The following is a 19,869-nucleotide window of genomic DNA, read 5'->3' as shown; positions in this document are numbered from 1 at the left end:
AGGCTTTTTTATTAAGTTACTTTATGCCTGATACTCCCATACACTTTCATACCCGCCAATGTCCTCGGCATATTTAATCAAATCACTATAAAATTTATGTTTTGCCAGGGTGGCGCTATCGCCTACTAAAACTACTTTGCATTTTGCACGTGTGATAGCTACGTTCATACGCCTTAAATCTGTCAGGAAACCGATGCTACCATCACTATTACTACGGGTTAATGAAATGTAAACAACATCACGTTCCTGACCCTGGAAGCCATCAACCGTATTTATTTCAACGTTGGTACCTGTAAGCAGGTTTTTTAAAAGCAACACCTGTTCTTTGTAAGGCGCTATTACTGCCACACTTGCTCCATCGTAATTGCGGCTTTGTATATGTCGGGCTATAAATGCAGCTTCTTCATTGTTTACGGTGCTGGTACCTTCAGCCTGTTCTTCATAACCTGCACCTGCGGTATCAATAAATGTAAATGGTTTATCGCCGTTACTCAAAAGCCTGTTGCTTACCGATGCATGGGCAATAAGTTTATTATCGTAAAACTCTGCCGATGGAAACTGCATAATTTTTTCATTCATGCGGTACTGTTCCTGTAGTAACACAACTGCCTCAGGGTGCCTGGCAACACACTTCTCAAGTAAGGTATTGACTAAGTCACTGTCAGGAGATTTTACAGTGGGAGGGAGCTGAAGGTGATCTCCGGCCATTATTACCCTGTTAGCTTTTAAAACAGGTATCCAGGTTGCGGGTTCAAGTGCCTGGCCAGCCTCATCAATTATAACCGTATTAAATACACGGTTTTTAATGGTGTAATGATTGGCTCCTACCAGTGTAGCAGTAATAACTTGTGCTTTGCTTATAACATCATCGCTTAAAAATTCCTCAATTTTGGCAACATCGCGCATTATGCGGTGGGCCTCGTTAAACAAAGCTTTGCGTTGTTCCCTTTCGGCGCGGCCGAAGCTACGCTTATACTTATGAGCCATGTTTTTATACTCAGACGCCTGTTTTTTCAGCTTCTTAATATCTTTTATCTGTTCGTGGCCGGCTATCTTCCTATCAAGCGTAAGCCGTTGTAAAGAATCACTTACCCGTACAGAATTACCAATACGTAACACATTAAGACCTGTGGATGATAGCTTTTCGCTCAGCATATCAACAGCTGTATTGCTGGGCGCAACCACCAATATTTGCGACTCGCCCTGCTTAATCAACTCATTTATGGCGGCAACCAAGGTGGTGGTTTTGCCTGTACCCGGCGGACCATGAACTATAGCTAATTGCTGTGCTGCCAAAATTTTAGCCACAGCCATTTGCTGCCATTGGTTCAAAGCATTGTTGGTATACGATATTGTGGTTGAAAAGGTCGCCTTTGCCTGGCCGGTAAGTATGTTCACTATCGGTGCTTCGAGCTTGCCTGCGGTTTTGAGCGCCGCTGTCATTTCATCATAGCTGTATGCATCAAATAACAAATCAACACCTAATTTGCCATCGCTTGCCCAATCCGGTAGTTCATCCGTCAGCAAGGTAATTCGCATCCTGTCGGTACCTACGTAGCTAACTGTACCATTGATGCGATCATTATCATCATGATTAGAGAACAGAGCCACAGAGCTGCCAAAACGAATTTGATGCGAAACATCTTTATGCGTAGTACGCTCAACTTCAATACTGGTATAGTCACCGCGTGCTGGTTCGGTACTGCGAATGGCAACCGGATACCAACATAAACCTAACGTGCGGCGTTGTGCAGCGCCTGTACCGTTGGTAAGCGCAGCAAATGATAGGGCATCGGCCTGGCGTTCGGCATCGAGTGAAGTTACCAGGTTCTTAAAATAAGGATTCATTAAAATTTAATTGAGCTTTTACTTTGCAGCAGATGGGGTAGTGGCTTGTTTACCAATTATGAGATTGCCAAGTATGATGTTTTCGGCGTTAGTGAAACTTATAGCGTTGGCGCATGTGTCAATACTGATGTTTGAAAAATTTATATTATTTACTTTTTTGCCTGGGTACCCCTGTATAACTAAGCCAGAATTTGCAGCATTGTTAAATTTGATATTATTGAAGTAAACCTGGCTGATATCTGTTACATGCCCTTTACCTTCGCCATGATAATTGGAGGTGATATAGATACCATCCTCAACCTTACCGAACGTTAGATTATTTACGTATACTTTACGAATAAACCCGCCACGGTCAGCATTTGACTTTAAGTAAATTCCCCTTTTACAGTCGCCGGCGTAAGTGCAGTTTTCTACAAAAACGTTTTGTACACCTGCCGACATTTCACTGCCAATTACAACGCCATGTAGGCCTTTAAACCTGCAGTTGCGAATTATTATATTTTCGCAGGGAGCAGCAGTTTTACGGCCCTCATGATCGCGACCGGCTTTTATTGCTACGTTATCATCACTATTATTGAAGTCGATATCTTCAATAAATACGTTCCGTGAATATTCAGGATCAAAACCGTCGTTGTTTCTGTTGAATGCATTGAATTTAACTTTGCGTGCGGTTATATTTTCTGACTTTAAAAAGTGTACTGACCAAAACGGGGAGTTAATAATCTTTACTCCCTCAACCAAAACGTTTTTGCACTCATAAAACTGAATGAGTTGTGGGCGTAAAAAGTGCCCTTTGCCAAACATTCGTTTATTAACCGGAGTACCATCGTGGTTCATTTGCCTGCTTAATTGCTGGTCGGCCTTTTGCAAATCATACCACTTACTAAAGCCGTTTGCGCCGTTTCCGTCAATGGTTCCTTTACCGGTAATGGCAACGTTGCTGGCCTTATAAGCGTAAATAAGGGGACTATAATTGTATAGAAAAGTTCCTTCCCAACTGGTTGCAACGGCCGGTAAATAATCATGCGCGTTAGTTCCAAAAACGAGCTTAGCTCCATCATTTAAATCAATTGATGTATTTGATGAAAGATGAATAGGGCCATTTACTAAATACGTTCCTGCCGGAACACTTAGCTTACAACCGTTCTTTTCCTTGCATGTTTTAAGAGCTTTGTCAAACGCTGGTTTATTATCGGTAACCGAATCACCTTTAGCGCCAAAATTGGTGATGGATACGATATTATCAGAAATTTTAACCTTCGGAATGCTCTTTAAAATATTGCTTTTGATATCGTTTACAGATTCCACATGCTTATCAGCCGATTTACATGCGCCGATTAAAATCGGGATAAGGAAAGCAAGGTATAACTTCATTTAAAAGATATTTTTGCAAACCTAATTAATTACTCAGAAGTGAAGAGTGCAAAAAGTGTCAAAAGCAAAGGTTTGACAGTTTAGTTAATTGCCAAACTAAGCCAAACCTGTACTTTGCTTATGCCTGTAATTTTTGATTAACCTGAACAATGCAGGCAATAATTTGATCAAGTACCTGCGATGGTAACTGATGATCATTGTTGTGTTTCCAGGTATCATTCTCAAAATAGAAGTGGAAATAGGTTCCGTTCATTTCTACTTCATAAACGCTCTTTTCCTGGTAGGTACTTGGTTCAATAGTGATGGTAGTTTGTTGGTTGTTGTTGTTAATTGTAAATTGATGAATCACAAAATTAAAAGTTAGAATTTAGATGTTATTGTACAGCATCGGTCCATTGATGTTTATTGCAGTTACTGCAGTTTTCATTGCTCTGAACGGGCCCTTGGCGAGTTAGGCCACAGCTTCCGCATACGGTAATATCTGTTGGCTTATTTAATTGATCAATATAATCATGATCAAATAGCGGCAACACCACAAGTCCGGGTTTTATTGGGTCTTGTTTAATTAGAGTGAAGGTTCCGTTTGCTTCCATGTACAACCGCTTTACTTCGCCAAGGTGCTTTATACCGCTTGACCTCAGTTCGGCCACCAACCGTTCGCGGGTAATACGAGAACGCTTCATGTTTCCCAGCTCCATAACCGAATCTTTAATCATCACGTCAATGTTTCCCTGTGAAAATTTTTCAAAATCCTGGTTATTTGAGGCTCGGTGTGCAATCCATTTGCCAACATAAACCACTATAAAGCCAATGATAATTGCGGGCAGCAGTCCCCTTTCGGGCGTTTGCAAAGGAATACCAATTGCGGCGGCCAGTGTTACCAGTGCTGCCATTTCATTACGGCTTAGTTGTGATGACATCCGCTTGCCAAGCAATCGCATGGCAACCATTAAAAAAATGTAAATGAAGGCTGCTCTTATTACCAATTCGGTATAAAATTCGGCAGGCACATCGCCATACAGCCAACGCCCCCAATCGGTAAACTTTATATCTCCGGGTTTCATCTAGTTAAAATTATTTAGCGTTTATCCAATTGTCTTTACCACAGTCATGGCAAGAACCATCTGTGCTTTGAGGCTTAACCATACCACAGTTAAGGCATGCCATGAGTACTACTTCGCCATTATTTGATTTATGTTCACTTCCTAACGCTTCCAATATTTCTTTATCATCGGGAGGGAGGGTCATGAGGCCCATCTTTGGCTTTGGTGCCTTAAACACACTTATTAAACCGCTTGCTTCAAGGTAAACACGTTCAACTGCGCCAAGGTTGTGTATGTTTTCCTTACGCAGTTCGGCAAAAAGCTGTTGCCTTGATATCCTGTCTTCCTGCATTTGCTCGAGCTGCATTACTCCGTCTTTAACCAGCATGCTTGGCTTCCCTTGAGTAAAGTTTTCAAACTTATGATTGTAGAATGCCAATAAACTTATACCCCGTTGAAATCCCACTGCGCAAAGCAACAATATAACACCTTGTAAAATGCCTCTTTCGGGCACCTGCATTGGTGTTGATACAATGGCACCCAGCGTGAGCATTACCGCCATTTCCATGATGGTAACCTGTCCGCTCATGCGCTTGCCCAGCCACCGTATAACAAACAATAATATAATGTATGTCAAAACGGTACGAATAAAAACCTCAAGCAAAAATATAGGGGGTGCTTCGCCAAACAGTATTCGTTGAATATCCTCTAAATGGATTTCTTCTTTTTTCATAGATGCAATAAAAGTTACCGGAGAAATAAGTGCAGAGGCAATTACATCAGAATAACAGCCTTGCTTACTTTAGGTTTCTTATTTATAAAATAATTAATCTAAAATTTAAAAGACAACTTATGGGAATAAAACAAAATGTTGATTGAAAGAGTTGTGATTTCAAACCTGCTACAAAGATGATTAAGAAGTCACAATTTTCATTTTGGTACCGTAACGGACTTACATTGTTTTTCCTCGCTCTTTTTGCAATTACGCTAGTTGGACAGGCATTAACCGGATGGAAAGAAAACAATAAAGAAATTGAAGAAAAAGGGGGCAAAGCATTAGCTTTTGGAAGTTACCTGCATAGCGGACACTTTATATCGGCCACGTTTGAAAACTTTCAGAGTGAATTTTTGCAAATGGGAATGTATGTGCTTCTCACCGTTGGACTGCGGCAGATTGGTTCGGCAGAGTCAAAAAGCTTAACGGAAGAAGAGGATGTTGATCGTGAGCCTAAACCTGGCCCCGATGCCCCGGTGTTAGTGAATAAAGGTGGTTGGTGGCTAAAAATATACAGCAATTCACTATCTCTATGCTTTTTGTTGCTGTTCCTCGTAAGCTGGGTTCTTCATTTCTACGGCAGTTGGGTTGATCATAACAACCAGCAACTATTGCAGCACAAACCAGCCGAAACGCTGACCGGCTTTTTATCACAACCCACATTTTGGTTTGAAACTTTCCAAAACTGGCAAAGTGAGTTTATTTCAATAGTTTCTATTGTGTTTTTAAGTATTTATTTAAGACAAAAGGGATCGCCAGAATCAAAACCGGTTGATGCACCACACATGGAGACCGGTAAATAAGCACGGTGATATCAATAAATTAGTATAGTTATGAATATTAAAGACATACTCATGGCAGGCTTTACAGGAACTACCGTAATGACGCTTTTCAGCGAAACGGTATCTCAGTTGAAGAATGCTAATTACAATGAAGCAGAGATCTTAGCCAAACTGATCAAGCGTGCTAGCAAAATGAATAAGCGCCAATCAACTATAGCGGGGTGGGCAGCACATTATGCAGTTGGAACCTTGTTTGCGGTTACTTATAAAGCGTTGCTTGATAAAGGCAACATTAAACCTGATTTATTAAACGGCGCTTTGTTTGGTGGTATAAGCGGACTGGGTGGTGCTGCCATATGGCATTCAACATTTAATGCTCACCCTAATCCGCCCGGGGTAAACCTTAAAAACTACTATACACAACTGGTTATTGCTCACGTAATATTTGGAATGGCTGCGGCGCTGGTATTCCGTGTTAATAATCAAAAATCCAAATCTAACGATGAAGATGCCCGATAAGTTTTATTTATTACATTGTTACCGCAGGTAATGTAAAATAGAACGCACTACCTGCACCAGGTTCGCTTTCTGCCCAAATTTGTCCGCCATGCAGATTTATAATCTCTGCGCACAAATACAAACCTATTCCGAACCCTGAAATGTGATTTAGTTCAGCGTCTTTAACACGGTAGTATCTTTCAAACAGCCGGGGCAGGTCGGCTTCACTTATTCCCATTCCGTTATCTTTAACCGCTACAACAGCGCTTTCGTTATCGCCAAAGCAGCTTACCTCAATATTTGAGTTGACCGGTGAATATTTAGTAGCGTTACTAATAAGATTATTGAAAACCTGTGCAATCTTTTCTCTGTCTGCGTTTACAAAAATATTTTCAATGCAGTTGAACTTAATGCTATGACTTGAAACGGTAGCCAATACTTCATCTTGCAACTCGGTTACCAATTCTGCAAGGCTGAATGTTTGTCGGTCAATTTGTATCCGTCCTGATTCAAGCCGTGAAACGTTAAGAAAGCCGTTAATCATACGGGTCATTTTGCCCAACTGTTTATTCGCACGCTCAAGCATATCGGCAGCCATCTTATCTTCAAGCTGATTCATGCGCTTTTTTGCAACCTGTACGTAGCTTATTACCGAGGTAAGCGGAGTTTTAAGCTCGTGGCTCACCATGCTTATGAAATCATTCTTGCGCTGCTCGTTTTCTTTAATTTCGCTTATGTCACGTGTAGTGCCGGCAATGGCTTCAACTTCGCCTTCGGCGTTAAATACCGGCGAAAAAATATAATCATAAACCCGCCTTCCAAATACAGCATGCGGAAAAGCTACTTCTCCTCTTATGGCTCGTTTGGTTGCCACCACATGATCAATCTCACGTTCATGCATTTCTGCATGCCAGTCTTCATAGCCGTTCTCAAGTAAGTTTCTGCCAATTGCCTCATCCCAGGTTTTACCCCACATTTGCAACAGGGCCGGGTTGGCAAACGTAAAACGATAGTTTAAGTCAAACATGTAAACCAAATCGGGCGTGTTTGATGTTACTACTTCGGTTAACCGTCTTTGATGCTCAGCTTCAAAGCGGGCAACCTTAAGCTCAACCTCCATTTCCTTACGGGATGTCACATCGTTTACAGCACCAAACCATTCAGTAACCTCGCCTTGCTGATTTAGAATTGGAATAGCTCTTGAAAATGCCCAGCCTGTACCACCGTCGGCCCGCAAAACCCTGTGCTCCAGTTTGAACATTGATTTGGTTTTAATAGCATCGGCAATGGCATCCCGTACCATTTCCTGATCAATAGGATGTAGATATTTATCCATCCAGTTATTGATAGGCTCGCCGCTAGATGACAGAAATGTTCCACCGTTTAGCTGTTGCATAACAGACCAATCGGGGCTCATGGTGTAAATAACATCGGAAGTTGCTGTAACAAGAGCACGATAACGGTCTTGCTCGTTTATGGATATGCCGTTGGTGTATGAAGAGCTATGAACAGACATTTATAATTTGACAGGCTAAGTTTACGAACCAATTCGGGCTCGCCGTAACGTTTATTACGCTATTATAAGCATGAAAATTACAAATTGTTTAATCTGAGGGCAACAAAACTTTTATCTATTGCACGACAGTGCAATAAGTTTTACTACAATAAGGGCGAAAAAAACCGGCAACTATAGCTGCCGGTTAGAAGATTAATCGTGGCCTTCTACTTTCACAATTTTGTTATACAAACCTAAAAGCAAAAATGGGGCAGCCCATTGGCCCACAAATAATGCCGTATGTTTCTTTTTCATAATTTTTAATGCCAGTGACACACCCATTGAGCCAACAGCGGCCCATAGGAAAAGGTCAGAAGGCAGTTTTGCAGTTTGTTCTTCAATAGCCTTGGCAACTTTGCCTTCACTATGCTGCGGATTGTAATTAGCCATGTGTAAGTTGTTTAAATTAAAATTAATTCAATATTCTGATTGGTATTACAACTTACTTTACTTTGAATAGTTTTAATTAATAATTAAAATAACCAATCAAACTATTTATTCCTGAGCGTTGTTAAGCAATATGTATTTTCAGTTACGCATGATTATGTTCCGTATTATTGAATTAGTACAGCTATCAAATTGATGTACATTATATAAATAAACATGGCTGAAAGAAGAATAGAAACCTGCAGTAAAGTATTAGCGCAACGCGGACTTACCATAGCTTTTGCGGAAAGCGCGACAGCCGGGTGGCTTTGCTCAGAATTTGCACTCACCCCTGATTCGGGTTCGGTTTTAAAAGGCGGAATAGTGTGCTATGATGCTTTGCTTAAAGAAAGCTTATTAGGAATTTCGCATGATATAATACAGGAGTTTACACCAGAGTCGCAAGAGGTAACAGATCAACTAGCTTTAAAACTTAATGCACTTATACCGTCTGATATACAAGTTGGCGTAACAGGGTTAACAACAGCCGGCGGTAGTGAAACCGACGAAAAGCCGGTGGGTACAATGTTTGTGTCAATGCTTATAAAAGACCAACTCATTTCAAAACGGTTTACCTTTAGCGGCGACTGTGAAGAGATTATACATCATACTATTAACGCTGCCGCTGATATGCTTATCGAGCATTTTGAATAATGTCTTAACCATAAATTAACAGATTTTTAATGGTATTTGATTTTTAGATAATTCAAAACAAGCAACTTGGCTTATTTAGGGACAAAAGAGCGGTTGGTAACATTCATGTTACCAACTCAATTGCACACACTAAGTAACATACTTATTATATTTTCGCGGCCGAATATATAATAATATGAAATCAACCTTCCTTATCGCGGCCTTATTAGGCGCCGCCATGGCTTCTTATGGCCAATCGTCAATGTCTGATAATGAATTTAAGCCACAAGCTAAAGCCTTATCTACGGAGTTAAATTTTAACCCTTTCAATGGTCAGTTAAACCTTAACAACTCTTTAAATCAAATTAAATTCAGGTATTTTGTTAAACCGCAACTTGCTTTACGTCTCGGCTTTAACGTAAACAAAAAAGATACTGTAGTAAACTATAATAACCCATATGGTTCAAACAGTTACTTTTTTAAGGATGACAGAAAGAGCACAACCTTTGGTTTGAACTTTGGTATCGAAAAACACTTTAACGGAACCAAGCGGTTGTCTCCGTACATTGGTGCCGACGTAAGCTTCTCAAACAGATCGGCTAATCAAACTATTGACAATAATGGCTCTACTACTACCGTAAAAGGTGCATGGTACAATACCACTGTTATAAACAATAACACGGTAATTAACCAGGTGCAACAAAACGGCTACAAGCGCTACGGTGTAAACCTTGTGTCGGGGTTTGATTTTTATATGGCAAGTCACTTCTTTTTCGGTTATGAATTTAACCTGGGTTTTTACAAAGTTGACTGGAAAAAGATTGACGTTACTCAAACCGGACAAGCTAATAACACGGGCAACACCACTAATGAAAACTCGAGCCTGAACTTCGGTTCAACCTTGATGAACGGAATCCGCATTGGTTATAACTTTTAAACAAGCAAGCAAATGAAAAAACATTTACTCTTACTGCTTGCCTTCATTACTTCACTTGCTGCAATACAAGGTTGTAAAAAAGATAAGGATAACGAGCCTAAAATTCAAACACTCGAAATTTTAGCACCGTCACCGGCCAAAGTAACTTTTAAAGGTAATATTATAAGCACTGGTTCATCAAAAATATTGGATTACGGCTTTATATATAACTCTATATCAAATATTGATGAAAGTAACGGAACAAAGGTTTCCCTGGGAGCTGAAGCCAAAGAAGGTGATTTTACAAAAGAAGTAAACTCACTTACTTTTAATAACCAGTATAACACATCAGTGTTATATGCACGTGCCTATCTTACTAATGAAAAAGGAACTGTATTCGGTAAGGTAATATCAGTTAACATGCCATTGCTTACTGCAACCAATATTGCGCCGCAGTCGGGCAAATCGGGTGAGCAGGTTACCATATCAGGACAATTTTTTGCTTCATCAGCAGATCAGGTAATTGTAACCTTCAACGGTGTAAGGGCTAAAGTAACTGAGGTAACAAGCTCTAAAATTGTAGTAGAGGTTCCATCAGGTATTAATGGTGTTCATGGTTCACAGGTTCCTGTTCAAATAACAATTGGCGGACAGCGCGTTAACAACAACTATTATTTCACCATGATGGCTAATGTAAAAGATTACAGCCCTAAAAGTGGAATTATCGGAACGCTCATAACTTTTAGCGGCGATAACTTACCTGTTTATTACAACACCGGTAACTTACGGGTATACTTTGGTCAAACTGAAGGTAGCATTAACTATACCTCAAGCAACGCCATGCAAATAAACTTACCGGTTAGTGTTACTGCGGAGAAGTTTCAGATTTCAATTTTGAACAACGGACAAACTACCGTTTTACCAGGGGAGTTTGTTGTTACCCCTCCAACCATTACATCAGTTTCGCCTACAACGGTATTGCCAGGCAGCACCATTGCCATTACCGGAACCAATTTTCCAACAAATTATGGCTACGGAACAAACCCTGCTGTGCTGATAGGCAGCACAGCCGCTTACGTTTCATCAGTAAGCAGCAATTCAATGTATGTAAATATACCAACAACTGTTACTGCAAATGATTATACGGTTAGTATTAAAGTTGGGCCGCATACTGTTAGTGCATCTGATAAATTAAAAGTATTGAATCACTCTATAAGCAGTTTTTCACCTACAAGCGGTGCTCCAGGTAGGGAAGTTACCTTAACCGGAAACTTTGTTTCAGGCCAGTATTACAACGTGTACTTCGGATCGCAGCAGACTTACACACAGGCAACGTCATCTACCACCATGCGCGCTACAGTACCAGGCTTCATTGATCCTGGTAGAGTGCGGGTATCATTACAATATAATAGTCAAAATATACTGGCCCCGGGTGAATTTACCATCCTCGGCCCGTCACTTGATTCATTTACACCTGCGTCTGGTGTTGCGGGTTCTATAATCACTATCAGTGGTTCGGGCTTTAGCACCAATAGTACGAGTGTGCGCTTTGGTACCATAAATGCCAATATATTAAGCGTCACTGAAAATCAGATTAGGGTAGCAGTGCCATCAAACCTAAATTTAGGTGCTATGAAAATCACTGTTGTTTCAAGCGGGCAAACCGTTGTAAGCAGCGGTAACTTTACCGCAACTAATTAAAGTTCCACAATTTATACGTCAAAAAGTCCTGTTTTTAAAAAGAGCAGGACTTTTTAATTTTTAATAGAAATTAGAATATGCTTTGTAACAGGAAAGTTGCAAAAAACTATCACTCCTTTAAGGTGTACTATGTAGTTTTGACTTAACCAATTATTTACAAATTATGGCAGCATTTGAACTTCAAAACGCCATTATTGAGCTTTTAAAACGCGAGTTAGGTGGTGGCAATTCTGTATCACTTTTGCGCGACCAAATACTTGTACAAATAAGTACTGCCGATTTTGAACACCGTTTAGGCAACTGCCTGCAGCAAATTTACAGTGTGATTGATCAGCATGTACCTATACGTCGTCAACATCTCTCGCTTATCATTAGAGATGCGGGCCATCGGTACGAGAACGTTTTCAAGATCTGGAAATCTGTTTTTTAAAGCTTAATACAACTTTTTGAAAAAGTGAAGGGAGGCCGAAACCTCCCTTCAAAACACCACACTCAAACACAACTATAACTACAGCAAGTAACTGCTGCCTATAGTTATTCTTTTACTGCCAGCCACCACCAAGCGCCTGGTACGCGTTAATACGGGCGTTTATCTGTTGTTTCTTGGTTTCAATTAAATCAAATTTTGCTTCAAGCGCATCACGCTGTGTCATCAGCACTTCCATATAATCGGCGCGGGTTGACTTGAAGAGGTCATTTGATATATTGATGGATTGCGACAACTTTTGCACTTGCTGATATTTCAGGTCGAAGCTTTTTTCTAAGTTGCCCATTTTTGACAACTGATTGGCCACCTCCATATAAGCGTTTAAAATTGTGCGTTCGTAGTTAAACACTGCCTGTAACTGCCTGGCGTTTGCTGTACCGTAAACTGCTTTAATGGCATTACGGTTAATAAACGGTGCTATTAAATCTCCGCCAATTGAATACAGCAAAGATTGCGGCGTGTTAAACAAGTAAGACGGATTAAATGCATTGTAACCTATAGATGCAGATATACCCAGTGATGGGTAAAATTGCGCCTTGGCAACTTTAACATCGAGCTTAGCCGCTGCAAGTGCCATTTCCGCCTGGCGTATATCCGGACGATTCGTAAGCAATTGTGAAGGCAAGCCTGATTGTATATCCACGTTCTTTAACGCCTCAAAGCTATCCTTATCGCGTGCAATAGGTTGCGGGTAACGGCCCAATAAAAAATTAATGCGGTTCTCCGTTTCAACTATTTGCTGTTGAATATCGAATTGCAAGCTACGTGTACTCAGCACCTGTGCTTCAAAACGGCGTACAGCCAGTTCAGTAACCCGGGTTGCTTCTTTTTGAATACGTACAATTCGCAATGCATTATTCTGAATTACGATGTTTTGCTTCACAATATCGAGTTGATTATCAAGCGCTAATAATTCATAATACGAATCGGCAATTTCACTGATAAGGTTGGTCACCATAAAGTTTTTACCCTCAACGGTTGACAAGTAACGGGCAACGGCAGCTTTCTTCGCATTGCGCAACTTATGCCAAATATCAAGTTCCCAAGTGGCATAAGCTGCCACCAGGTAATTTGGTAGCGGATCGGGCGTTTCTTTGCCTGGCTTAATTTCTGTAGTAGCCTCGCTGGCACCACGGCTGGTATAACGGCCCACCTTCTCTAAATCGGCACCGGCTTTTAGTCCAATAAAGGGTAGGTATTCGCCTCTGCGGGTCTTGATTTCGTTACGGTCAATTTCAATGTCCTGTAAAGTAATATTAAGCTCCTGGTTATTTTTGAGCGCGGTATCAATAAGGGCATTAAGGTGTTCATCATTAAAAAACACCTTCCAATTGGTTTTAGCTGTATTCGTAGTGTCTAACGCAACTTGTCCGTAAGAATCGGGGGTGGCTTTGTTAGCTTCACGTGTAGTAATTTTTGGAATAGAGCAGGCCCCGTAAACAACCGACAGGCAGGCAACTGCTAATCCCCTTAATATGGTTTTGTTATTCATGGGTATTATCTGCGTTAATGATCAACTCCTGGTTTTTTGATTTCAGAAACCAAAACTTTTTCTTTTTCTTATTGCTATGAGTAAAATCTTCGGTAAGCGGAGTTTCATCCTCGTCTTTAATAAGCTTGCGGCCGTCGGCAAGTGTGCCAAATATGTAATACAAGCCAGGCACAATAATTACCCCGAATATGGTACCAAACAACATACCGCCTGCAGATGATGCACCAATGGTACGGTTACCTATAGCCCCCGGACCTGATGCAAACAACAATGGAATTAAACCTGCCACAAACGCAAACGAAGTCATTAAAATAGGGCGGAAGCGCACCTTTGCACCCTCAATAGCGGCTTCGAGCACCGTTGACCCTTGCTGATGTTTTTGAATGGCAAACTCAACTATTAATACCGCATTTTTACCCAGTAACCCAACAAGCATTACCAAACCTACTTGAGCATAAATATCATTGGCAAGGCCCATAATTTTAAGCAGTATAAATGCACCGAATACACCGGCAGGCAATGAGAAGATAACCGCCAACGGAATGATGAAGCTTTCATATTGAGCAGCCAACACCATGTAAACAAATATGAGTACAACAATAAAAATGTAGACTGCCTCATTACCACGGCCAACTTCATCTTTTGATAGGCCAAGCCAATCAATATCATAACCTCTTGGTAAAGTTTCTTTGGCAACTTCCTGTATAACTTTTATAGCTTCACCGCTACTGTAGCCAATGGCCGGCGCACCGTTAATGGCCGATGCGGTATACATATTGAAGCGGGTAATTTCATTCAGCCCCTGCTTCTTTTTTATTTTCATGAAGGCTGAGTATGGAACCATCTCTTCCCGGTTGTTTTTTACATACAGCTTCAAAACATCTTCGGGCAAAGCACGATACTCAGGTGATGATTGCACATATACCTTGAAAAAGTTACCAAACCTAATAAAGCCCTGCTCGTAGGTACTACCTATTAGTATTGATAAATTGTTCATTGCCGTGCTTATAGTAACACCTTTTTGCATGGCGGCCTTATTATCAATCTCTAACTCATACTGCGGATAGTTCGATGCGAAAAAGGTAAATAAACCAGTAAGCTCTTTACGCTTTTTAAGGGCCGTCATAAACTCTTCATTTACTTTACCAAATGATGCGTAATCGCCTGAATTGGTTTTATCTAACAAACGTAATGAGAAACCGCCTGCCGCTCCGTAACCTGGTACAGCCGGTGGTTCAAAAAACTCAATAGTTGCGCCGGGTATTTCATGCGCTTTTTCTTCAAGTTCTTCAATAATCTCTTTTGCTGAATGCTTACGTTCTGACCAGTCTTTTAAGTTAATTAAACAAGTACCGGCGTTTGAACCACGACCTTCTGTCAATACCTCATAACCCGCCAGTGCCGATACCGATTGAACGCCGTCTACATGTTCGGCAATTTTTTGAAGTTCGTGCGATATGGCGTTGGTACGCTCAAGCGTTGAACCCGGAGGGGTTTGAATGATGGCATAAACTTGTCCCTGGTCTTCATTTGGAATGAAACCGGTAGGCAATGAATCGGCGGTAAAGTATATACCAGCGCAAAAAGCCAGTAACAAACCAAATGTAACCGTACGGCGGTTAACGATAACGGTTAGCAAACTTGTATATCTGCCTGTAACCTTTTCAAAAACGTTGTTGAAACCGTCTAAGGCTTTGTCTACTATCGTTTTCTTTTTATGGGCACCATGTGGCTTCAATATCATGGCACATAAAACCGGAGTAAGCGTTAACGCTACTATACCTGATATTACAATTGACGTAGCCATGGTAATTGCAAACTGTCGGTAAAATATACCAACAGGACCCGTCATGAATGTTACCGGCACAAATACCGCCGTCATGAGGAATGTGATAGCTATAATGGCTCCGCTTATTTCCTGCAAAACCTGCTTTACGGCTTTGAAAGGGGATAAGTGCTCTTCGGCCATTTTTGCGTGCACGGCTTCAACCACCACAATGGCATCATCAACCACCACACCAATAGCCAGCACAAGCGCAAACAGCGTTATCAGGTTTATGGTTAATCCGAACAACTGCATGAAGAAGAAGGCGCCGATCAACGATACAGGAACCGCTATTGCCGGTATTAACGTTGAGCGCCAATCGCCAAGGAAGATGAATACTACAAAAGCTACCAGCACAAATGCCTCAACCAATGTATGTATTACCTTTTCGATTGATGCATCAAGGAAACTCGAAACGTCATAGCTAATCTGGTAGTCCATTCCGGGAGGGAATGATGTTTTCTTGATTTCCTCTAACTTGGCTTTAACCTCTTTAATAACGTCACTTGCATTACTTCCGTAGGTTTGTTTTAAGGTAATAGCAGCAGATGGGTGCCCATCCATGTTAGAGTAAATATCATAAAACTCACTGCCCAATTCAACATCAGCTATATCCTTTAAGTAAAGAATTTCACCGTTTTTGTTGGCACGTATAATAACATCTTTATATTCTTCGGGCTTACTGTACCTGCCTTTATAAGTAAGCACATACTCTAATGATTGCGAGCGTTTGCCTGTGCTTTGCCCCAAACGACCTGGAGAACCAATGATACTTTGCTGAGAAAGCGCCTCCATAACCTCATCGGTTGATACGTTGTAGGCACGCATACGATCAGGCTTTAACCAAACGCGCATAGCATATTGGCGGCTGCCTAATATTTTGGCACTACCAACACCTTTAAGGCGGCTTATTTCGTTAACAATATTAACACCGGCAAAGTTGTACAGAAAGTTTTCATTTGCCTTAGGGTCGGTACTGTACAAGTTAACGTACATTAACATGTTAGGAGAGGTGTAGCTCACTATCAAACCCTCACGCTGCACCAATTCGGGCAGGCGATTAGTAATTTGCTCAATACGGTTTTTTACGTTTACTACGGCCTGGTTAGGATCAGTACCTAAATCAAACACAACCTGAACGGTTGCTTCACCTGCGCTGGTGGCATCTGATGTCATGTATTTCATACCCGGAGCGCCGTTAATGGCTTTCTCCATTGGTATTAAAACCGAATTAACCAGTACATCGGCACTGGCACCGGGATATGCTATGTTTACCACCACCATAGGTGGCGCAATAGATGGGAACTGTGAAACGGGTAAAGTTTCGATAGCCAGTGCCCCCATAAATACAATAACCAGCGACAGTACAATAGCAAGTACTGGTCTTTGAATGAATTTATTAAACATTTTAGGAAGTTTAAAGGATTAGCTATTCGGCATGTAACCTTAATTCAGGCAATACCTTTCTCATGTTTACATAGTTGTAAGCAATCTTATCGTCGTTGTTTACCTTACGCAGGCCTTCAAGCAAAATTTTATCATTTGCATTTAATCCTGAACGTATCTCATATAAATCGGCCATATCGGCACCTATGGTAATTTCGCGGGCGTGTACGCGGTTGGCATTATCAACAACATAAACGTACTTTTTTTCCAGTACCTCAAAAGTTGCCTTTTGCGGTATAATAAGGGCATCTTTAAGAGGTACGGTCATTTCAACATTACCAGTTTCGCCATGACGTAAAAGCCCATCTGGGTTAGGGAAGGTGGCCCTGAAGGGTATGTTTCCGGTTTCATTATCAAAATCGGCCTCAATGGTTTCAACCACACCTGGGTACTTAAATACTTGATGATTGGCCATTAATAAATTTACCGTTTGCTTTTTTTGGCTGCCTTGTGTTTTATAATCAAGATATTCGGCTTCGGGTACGTTATAGTAAACCCACATCTGGCTGTTGTCGCTTAAAGTGGTGAGCAAGTCACCCTCATCAAGCAAACTACCTATACGCACCTGCAGACGGTCAATATAACCATCATAAGGAGCGCGTATTTCGGTGAATTGGTAGTGCACCTTCATCAAAGAAAGTTCAGCCTTTGATTTATTTAGCTTTGCTTTGGCCATAGCCAGTTCATTAGGAGCTACGATGTTACTGTCGCGCAGCTTTTTGGTGTTTTGATATTCAATTTGCGAAAGATCAACTTCGGCTTTTGCCTTGTCAATTTCGGCGCCGTAAAGCTTGGGCATAATTTGAAAAAGTAGCTGGCCTTTTTTTACAAACTGGCCTTCATCTACAAAGCTTTTTTCAAGATAGCCACGCTCCTGGGCGCGTAACTCAATATGCCGTATGGAGCGCACCTGGCATACATATTCATTTACAATTGAGGTGTCCATTTTTAACGGACTTGTTACTAAAAGCTTTGACTCTTCTTCTTTTTGCTTTTCTTTTTGCTTACAGCTGGTATGGCATAGTGCAACGCACAAACCTGTAACCACGAATAAATACTTCATGATAGTTTATAAATATTAATCGGAAAGATTGATTGCTATTTTTAGCGGTGTGAATAAAACAGGGACGCGCAAATCCCTACCGAATTAGTACACATGATGGCTAATTCAAAGGGAAACAGAAATGCAGGCAACAGAACATTGCACTGCAAAGAAGATTAAAATCAGATACGGAAAACGCTTATAGAGCGGTATAATTTATTAGATGCCGGATATTGAATACAACGGCTTAAACAGAAGCATGATTTTAGGTAATGGCCGTTGATGGCAGCTACCCTTGTGTAAAAGAAATGCGAAGAAAAATCATCATGAGCCGATAGCTTTTTGTTTGTTGATGATTCGTCGGTATCATCTTTAAGCTCCTCATCGGGAACATTGTGATGATTTTTATGCTTGTGCTTGCTGGTAAATTTTGTGCCTTTATCAGCTTTTAGAGAAACATGGGTTGCGGATGTATAGCCAAAAATATCCCTGTCTTGCAGCGAATTAGCAGTTAATGCCAGGTCGCAAAACAAGATAAGGCTTAAAGGCAGAAATATCCTAACTAACCATTTCATTTATGGCTGCTAATATAGACAAAAAATTAAAATGCATAATATTTAACGCAAATGTTACAAGTATCGCATTATATTAATCGCAAATATGCTAAATTAATAACTTGTGGTTAGGTAAAATAGTACACGAACATGCTAAAATAAATTAGCAGCACGGTTGCTTAAAATATTTATTTGCAAGCCATTTATATTGACGCTTAATTTGCAGTTATCTGCATAGCATAAATTATATCCAACTGATAACAATACGTAAACGAAGTTAATAACATGTTTAGTTTAAAAAATAAATCGGCCGTAATTACAGGTGGCGGCAGTGGTATAGGTAAAGCCATATCAAAGTTGTTTGCCAAACAAGGTGCCACCGTGCATATTGTTGAGTTAAATACCGATGCTGCTCAGCAAACACTTGACGAAATTAAAGCCGAGGGTGGACTGGCATTTGCGTATAGCGGCGACGTAACCAATCAGCAGCAAATAGTTGAGTTGTTTGCGGGCATTGGCAAAGTTGATATCCTCGTAAATAACGCAGGCATTGCTCATGTTGGAAACGTTGAAAAAACAGCCGAAGCTGATTTTGAACGCGTTTACAACGTAAATGTAAAAGGCGCTTACAACTGCTTTTACGCTGCTATACCTTTGATGAAAAATAGTGGTGGTGGTGTTATTGTAAGTATGGCATCAATTGCTTCATCGGTTGGTATTGCCGATAGGTTTGCATACAGCATGAGCAAGGGTGCAATACATGCCATGAGTATGTCCATAGCACGAGATTACCTGCACGACAATATTCGAAGCAACAGCATATCACCTGCACGCGTACATACTCCGTTTGTTGACGGCTTTATAGCTAAAAATTATGCAGGACAAGAAGAAGAGATGTTTGATAAATTATCCAAAAGTCAACCCATTGGCCGTATGGGCAAACCCGATGAAATAGCAGCACTTGCCTTATACCTGTGCTCGGAAGAAGCCGGCTTTATTACCGGATCTGACTATGCTATTGATGGAGGCTTTATTAGGTTGAATAACTAGCATAAACAACAAAAGAAGGTCCTGCTAATAATTTGGCATGACCTCTTTTTTGCAATATACTTAATCCCATAGCGTACCTGCCAAACCTAATACCGTTCCCAACCATAGACCAATAATGTATATCAACAGGCTCAATAAAACCGTGGCCACCTTTACCCATCCGCTTTGCGGTAAGAGTTTAGTTAAATAGTAAGATACTGCACCACCCGTTGCGCCTGCAAGCGGAACTATAATAAAGGGCCTTACCATCCAAAATTGTCCCCATTCGGGCCGTACATTTTTTACAGGCAACAAAAAGATAGCGATGAGTACAAGTGCTACGCTGCCGCCAATAAGCATACGTAATTTCAAGGAAGAAGAATTTTGCGGTATTGCTGTAATTTGATGTGACATGATATATGTTAAATTCATTCGTGTTCAAA

General features: G+C 40.8%; 19 protein-coding genes. 7 read left to right on the top strand and 12 right to left on the bottom strand.

Annotated elements, in window-relative coordinates; genetic code table 11:
* Nucleotides 1-21: 21 nt before the first annotated feature.
* The 5 genes from GO816_RS10890 to GO816_RS10870 form a co-directional block, all read right to left on the bottom strand.
* Complete coding sequence (locus GO816_RS10890) at nucleotides 22-1,848, bottom strand: AAA domain-containing protein (protein ID WP_157541927.1); 1,827 nt, start codon at nucleotides 1,846-1,848, stop codon at nucleotides 22-24.
* Between the two features lie 18 nt (nucleotides 1,849-1,866).
* Nucleotides 1,867-3,222 (bottom strand): glycoside hydrolase family 28 protein, encoded by a 1,356-nt coding sequence (locus tag GO816_RS10885; RefSeq protein WP_157541926.1) that lies wholly within the window; start codon nucleotides 3,220-3,222, stop codon nucleotides 1,867-1,869.
* A gap of 118 nt (nucleotides 3,223-3,340) precedes the next feature.
* Entirely contained in the window at nucleotides 3,341-3,571 is a 231-nt protein-coding gene (locus GO816_RS10880; RefSeq protein ID WP_157541925.1) for a hypothetical protein, read from the bottom strand.
* Between the two features lie 25 nt (nucleotides 3,572-3,596).
* Nucleotides 3,597-4,286, bottom strand: coding sequence for a DUF421 domain-containing protein (locus tag GO816_RS10875; RefSeq protein WP_157541924.1), 690 nt, complete (start codon nucleotides 4,284-4,286; stop codon nucleotides 3,597-3,599).
* A gap of 10 nt (nucleotides 4,287-4,296) precedes the next feature.
* The gene (locus tag GO816_RS10870) at nucleotides 4,297-4,998 is read right to left on the bottom strand and encodes a DUF421 domain-containing protein (RefSeq protein ID WP_157541923.1); all 702 of its coding nucleotides are present in this window, start codon (nucleotides 4,996-4,998) and stop codon (nucleotides 4,297-4,299) included.
* Nucleotides 4,999-5,174: 176 nt separating this feature from the next.
* Between GO816_RS10870 and GO816_RS10865 the strand changes: the two genes are divergently transcribed.
* Together GO816_RS10865 and GO816_RS10860 are read left to right on the top strand one after the other, a co-directional pair.
* On the top strand, nucleotides 5,175-5,843 hold the full coding sequence (locus GO816_RS10865) for a DUF6766 family protein (protein WP_157541922.1): 669 nt from the start codon (nucleotides 5,175-5,177) through the stop codon (nucleotides 5,841-5,843).
* A gap of 30 nt (nucleotides 5,844-5,873) precedes the next feature.
* Complete coding sequence (locus GO816_RS10860) at nucleotides 5,874-6,341, top strand: DUF6789 family protein (protein ID WP_157541921.1); 468 nt, start codon at nucleotides 5,874-5,876, stop codon at nucleotides 6,339-6,341.
* Between the two features lie 10 nt (nucleotides 6,342-6,351).
* On the opposite strand, the gene GO816_RS10855 is transcribed toward GO816_RS10860, so the two are convergent.
* Both GO816_RS10855 and GO816_RS10850 read right to left on the bottom strand, forming a co-directional pair.
* On the bottom strand, nucleotides 6,352-7,836 hold the full coding sequence (locus GO816_RS10855; RefSeq protein WP_157541920.1) for a PAS domain-containing sensor histidine kinase: 1,485 nt from the start codon (nucleotides 7,834-7,836) through the stop codon (nucleotides 6,352-6,354).
* Between the two features lie 192 nt (nucleotides 7,837-8,028).
* On the bottom strand, nucleotides 8,029-8,265 hold the full coding sequence (locus GO816_RS10850) for a hypothetical protein (RefSeq protein ID WP_157541919.1): 237 nt from the start codon (nucleotides 8,263-8,265) through the stop codon (nucleotides 8,029-8,031).
* Between the two features lie 213 nt (nucleotides 8,266-8,478).
* Here GO816_RS10850 and GO816_RS10845 point away from each other — a divergent pair, with 213 nt between their 5' ends.
* The 4 genes from GO816_RS10845 (at nucleotide 8,479) to GO816_RS10830 (ending at nucleotide 11,981) form a co-directional block, all read left to right on the top strand.
* Nucleotides 8,479-8,955, top strand: coding sequence for a CinA family protein (locus GO816_RS10845; RefSeq protein ID WP_157541918.1), 477 nt, complete (start codon nucleotides 8,479-8,481; stop codon nucleotides 8,953-8,955).
* 175 nt (nucleotides 8,956-9,130) lie between these two features.
* Complete coding sequence (locus GO816_RS10840) at nucleotides 9,131-9,871, top strand: hypothetical protein (RefSeq protein WP_157541917.1); 741 nt, start codon at nucleotides 9,131-9,133, stop codon at nucleotides 9,869-9,871.
* Nucleotides 9,872-9,883: 12 nt separating this feature from the next.
* Nucleotides 9,884-11,551 carry an IPT/TIG domain-containing protein gene (locus GO816_RS10835; RefSeq protein WP_157541916.1) on the top strand — a complete coding sequence of 556 codons (1,668 nt, stop codon included), beginning with the start codon at nucleotides 9,884-9,886 and terminating at the stop codon, nucleotides 11,549-11,551.
* A gap of 163 nt (nucleotides 11,552-11,714) precedes the next feature.
* Nucleotides 11,715-11,981: a hypothetical protein gene (locus tag GO816_RS10830; RefSeq protein ID WP_157541915.1), complete on the top strand. Its 267-nt coding sequence runs from the start codon at nucleotides 11,715-11,717 to the stop codon at nucleotides 11,979-11,981.
* A gap of 112 nt (nucleotides 11,982-12,093) precedes the next feature.
* Here GO816_RS10830 and GO816_RS10825 read toward each other — a convergent pair whose 3' ends face one another.
* The 4 genes from GO816_RS10825 to GO816_RS10810 form a co-directional block, all read right to left on the bottom strand.
* Nucleotides 12,094-13,530 (bottom strand): TolC family protein, encoded by a 1,437-nt coding sequence (locus tag GO816_RS10825; RefSeq protein ID WP_157541914.1) that lies wholly within the window; start codon nucleotides 13,528-13,530, stop codon nucleotides 12,094-12,096.
* Entirely contained in the window at nucleotides 13,523-16,762 is a 3,240-nt protein-coding gene (locus tag GO816_RS10820; protein WP_157541913.1) for an efflux RND transporter permease subunit, read from the bottom strand. Before GO816_RS10820 ends, GO816_RS10825 begins: the two co-directional genes overlap by 8 nt.
* A gap of 22 nt (nucleotides 16,763-16,784) precedes the next feature.
* On the bottom strand, nucleotides 16,785-17,864 hold the full coding sequence (locus GO816_RS10815) for an efflux RND transporter periplasmic adaptor subunit (RefSeq protein ID WP_157541912.1): 1,080 nt from the start codon (nucleotides 17,862-17,864) through the stop codon (nucleotides 16,785-16,787).
* 161 nt (nucleotides 17,865-18,025) lie between these two features.
* Nucleotides 18,026-18,418: a hypothetical protein gene (locus GO816_RS10810; RefSeq protein WP_157541911.1), complete on the bottom strand. Its 393-nt coding sequence runs from the start codon at nucleotides 18,416-18,418 to the stop codon at nucleotides 18,026-18,028.
* A 264-nt stretch (nucleotides 18,419-18,682) separates the two neighbouring features.
* On the opposite strand from GO816_RS10810, the gene GO816_RS10805 reads away from it, so the two are divergent.
* Nucleotides 18,683-19,447, top strand: a complete 765-nt coding sequence (locus GO816_RS10805) for an SDR family NAD(P)-dependent oxidoreductase (RefSeq protein WP_157541910.1) — start codon at nucleotides 18,683-18,685, stop codon at nucleotides 19,445-19,447.
* 60 nt (nucleotides 19,448-19,507) lie between these two features.
* Here the strand turns inward: GO816_RS10805 and GO816_RS10800 are convergent, their stop codons facing one another.
* Nucleotides 19,508-19,840, bottom strand: a complete 333-nt coding sequence (locus GO816_RS10800) for a potassium transporter KefB (protein WP_157541909.1) — start codon at nucleotides 19,838-19,840, stop codon at nucleotides 19,508-19,510.
* Between the last annotated feature and the right edge of the window lie 29 nt (nucleotides 19,841-19,869).

The sequence above is a fragment of the Mucilaginibacter aquatilis genome, from assembly GCF_009755275.1.
GTDB lineage: Bacteria > Bacteroidota > Bacteroidia > Sphingobacteriales > Sphingobacteriaceae > Mucilaginibacter > Mucilaginibacter aquatilis.
Note: the sequence above shows the minus strand (reverse complement) of the source record. Positions and strands in the feature narration are given on the sequence as shown.

Coding starts and splice junctions, on each gene's coding strand:
- GO816_RS10890 (WP_157541927.1), bottom strand. CDS start 1,848: ATGAATCCTTATTTTAAGAACCTGGTAACTTCACTCGATGCCGAACGC.
- GO816_RS10885 (WP_157541926.1), bottom strand. CDS start 3,222: ATGAAGTTATACCTTGCTTTCCTTATCCCGATTTTAATCGGCGCATGT.
- GO816_RS10875 (WP_157541924.1), bottom strand. CDS start 4,286: ATGAAACCCGGAGATATAAAGTTTACCGATTGGGGGCGTTGGCTGTAT.
- GO816_RS10870 (WP_157541923.1), bottom strand. CDS start 4,998: ATGAAAAAAGAAGAAATCCATTTAGAGGATATTCAACGAATACTGTTT.
- GO816_RS10865 (WP_157541922.1), top strand. CDS start 5,175: ATGATTAAGAAGTCACAATTTTCATTTTGGTACCGTAACGGACTTACA.
- GO816_RS10860 (WP_157541921.1), top strand. CDS start 5,874: ATGAATATTAAAGACATACTCATGGCAGGCTTTACAGGAACTACCGTA.
- GO816_RS10855 (WP_157541920.1), bottom strand. CDS start 7,836: ATGTCTGTTCATAGCTCTTCATACACCAACGGCATATCCATAAACGAG.
- GO816_RS10850 (WP_157541919.1), bottom strand. CDS start 8,265: ATGGCTAATTACAATCCGCAGCATAGTGAAGGCAAAGTTGCCAAGGCT.
- GO816_RS10845 (WP_157541918.1), top strand. CDS start 8,479: ATGGCTGAAAGAAGAATAGAAACCTGCAGTAAAGTATTAGCGCAACGC.
- GO816_RS10840 (WP_157541917.1), top strand. CDS start 9,131: ATGAAATCAACCTTCCTTATCGCGGCCTTATTAGGCGCCGCCATGGCT.
- GO816_RS10835 (WP_157541916.1), top strand. CDS start 9,884: ATGAAAAAACATTTACTCTTACTGCTTGCCTTCATTACTTCACTTGCT.
- GO816_RS10830 (WP_157541915.1), top strand. CDS start 11,715: ATGGCAGCATTTGAACTTCAAAACGCCATTATTGAGCTTTTAAAACGC.
- GO816_RS10825 (WP_157541914.1), bottom strand. CDS start 13,530: ATGAATAACAAAACCATATTAAGGGGATTAGCAGTTGCCTGCCTGTCG.
- GO816_RS10820 (WP_157541913.1), bottom strand. CDS start 16,762: ATGTTTAATAAATTCATTCAAAGACCAGTACTTGCTATTGTACTGTCG.
- GO816_RS10815 (WP_157541912.1), bottom strand. CDS start 17,864: ATGAAGTATTTATTCGTGGTTACAGGTTTGTGCGTTGCACTATGCCAT.
- GO816_RS10810 (WP_157541911.1), bottom strand. CDS start 18,418: ATGAAATGGTTAGTTAGGATATTTCTGCCTTTAAGCCTTATCTTGTTT.
- GO816_RS10805 (WP_157541910.1), top strand. CDS start 18,683: ATGTTTAGTTTAAAAAATAAATCGGCCGTAATTACAGGTGGCGGCAGT.
- GO816_RS10800 (WP_157541909.1), bottom strand. CDS start 19,840: ATGTCACATCAAATTACAGCAATACCGCAAAATTCTTCTTCCTTGAAA.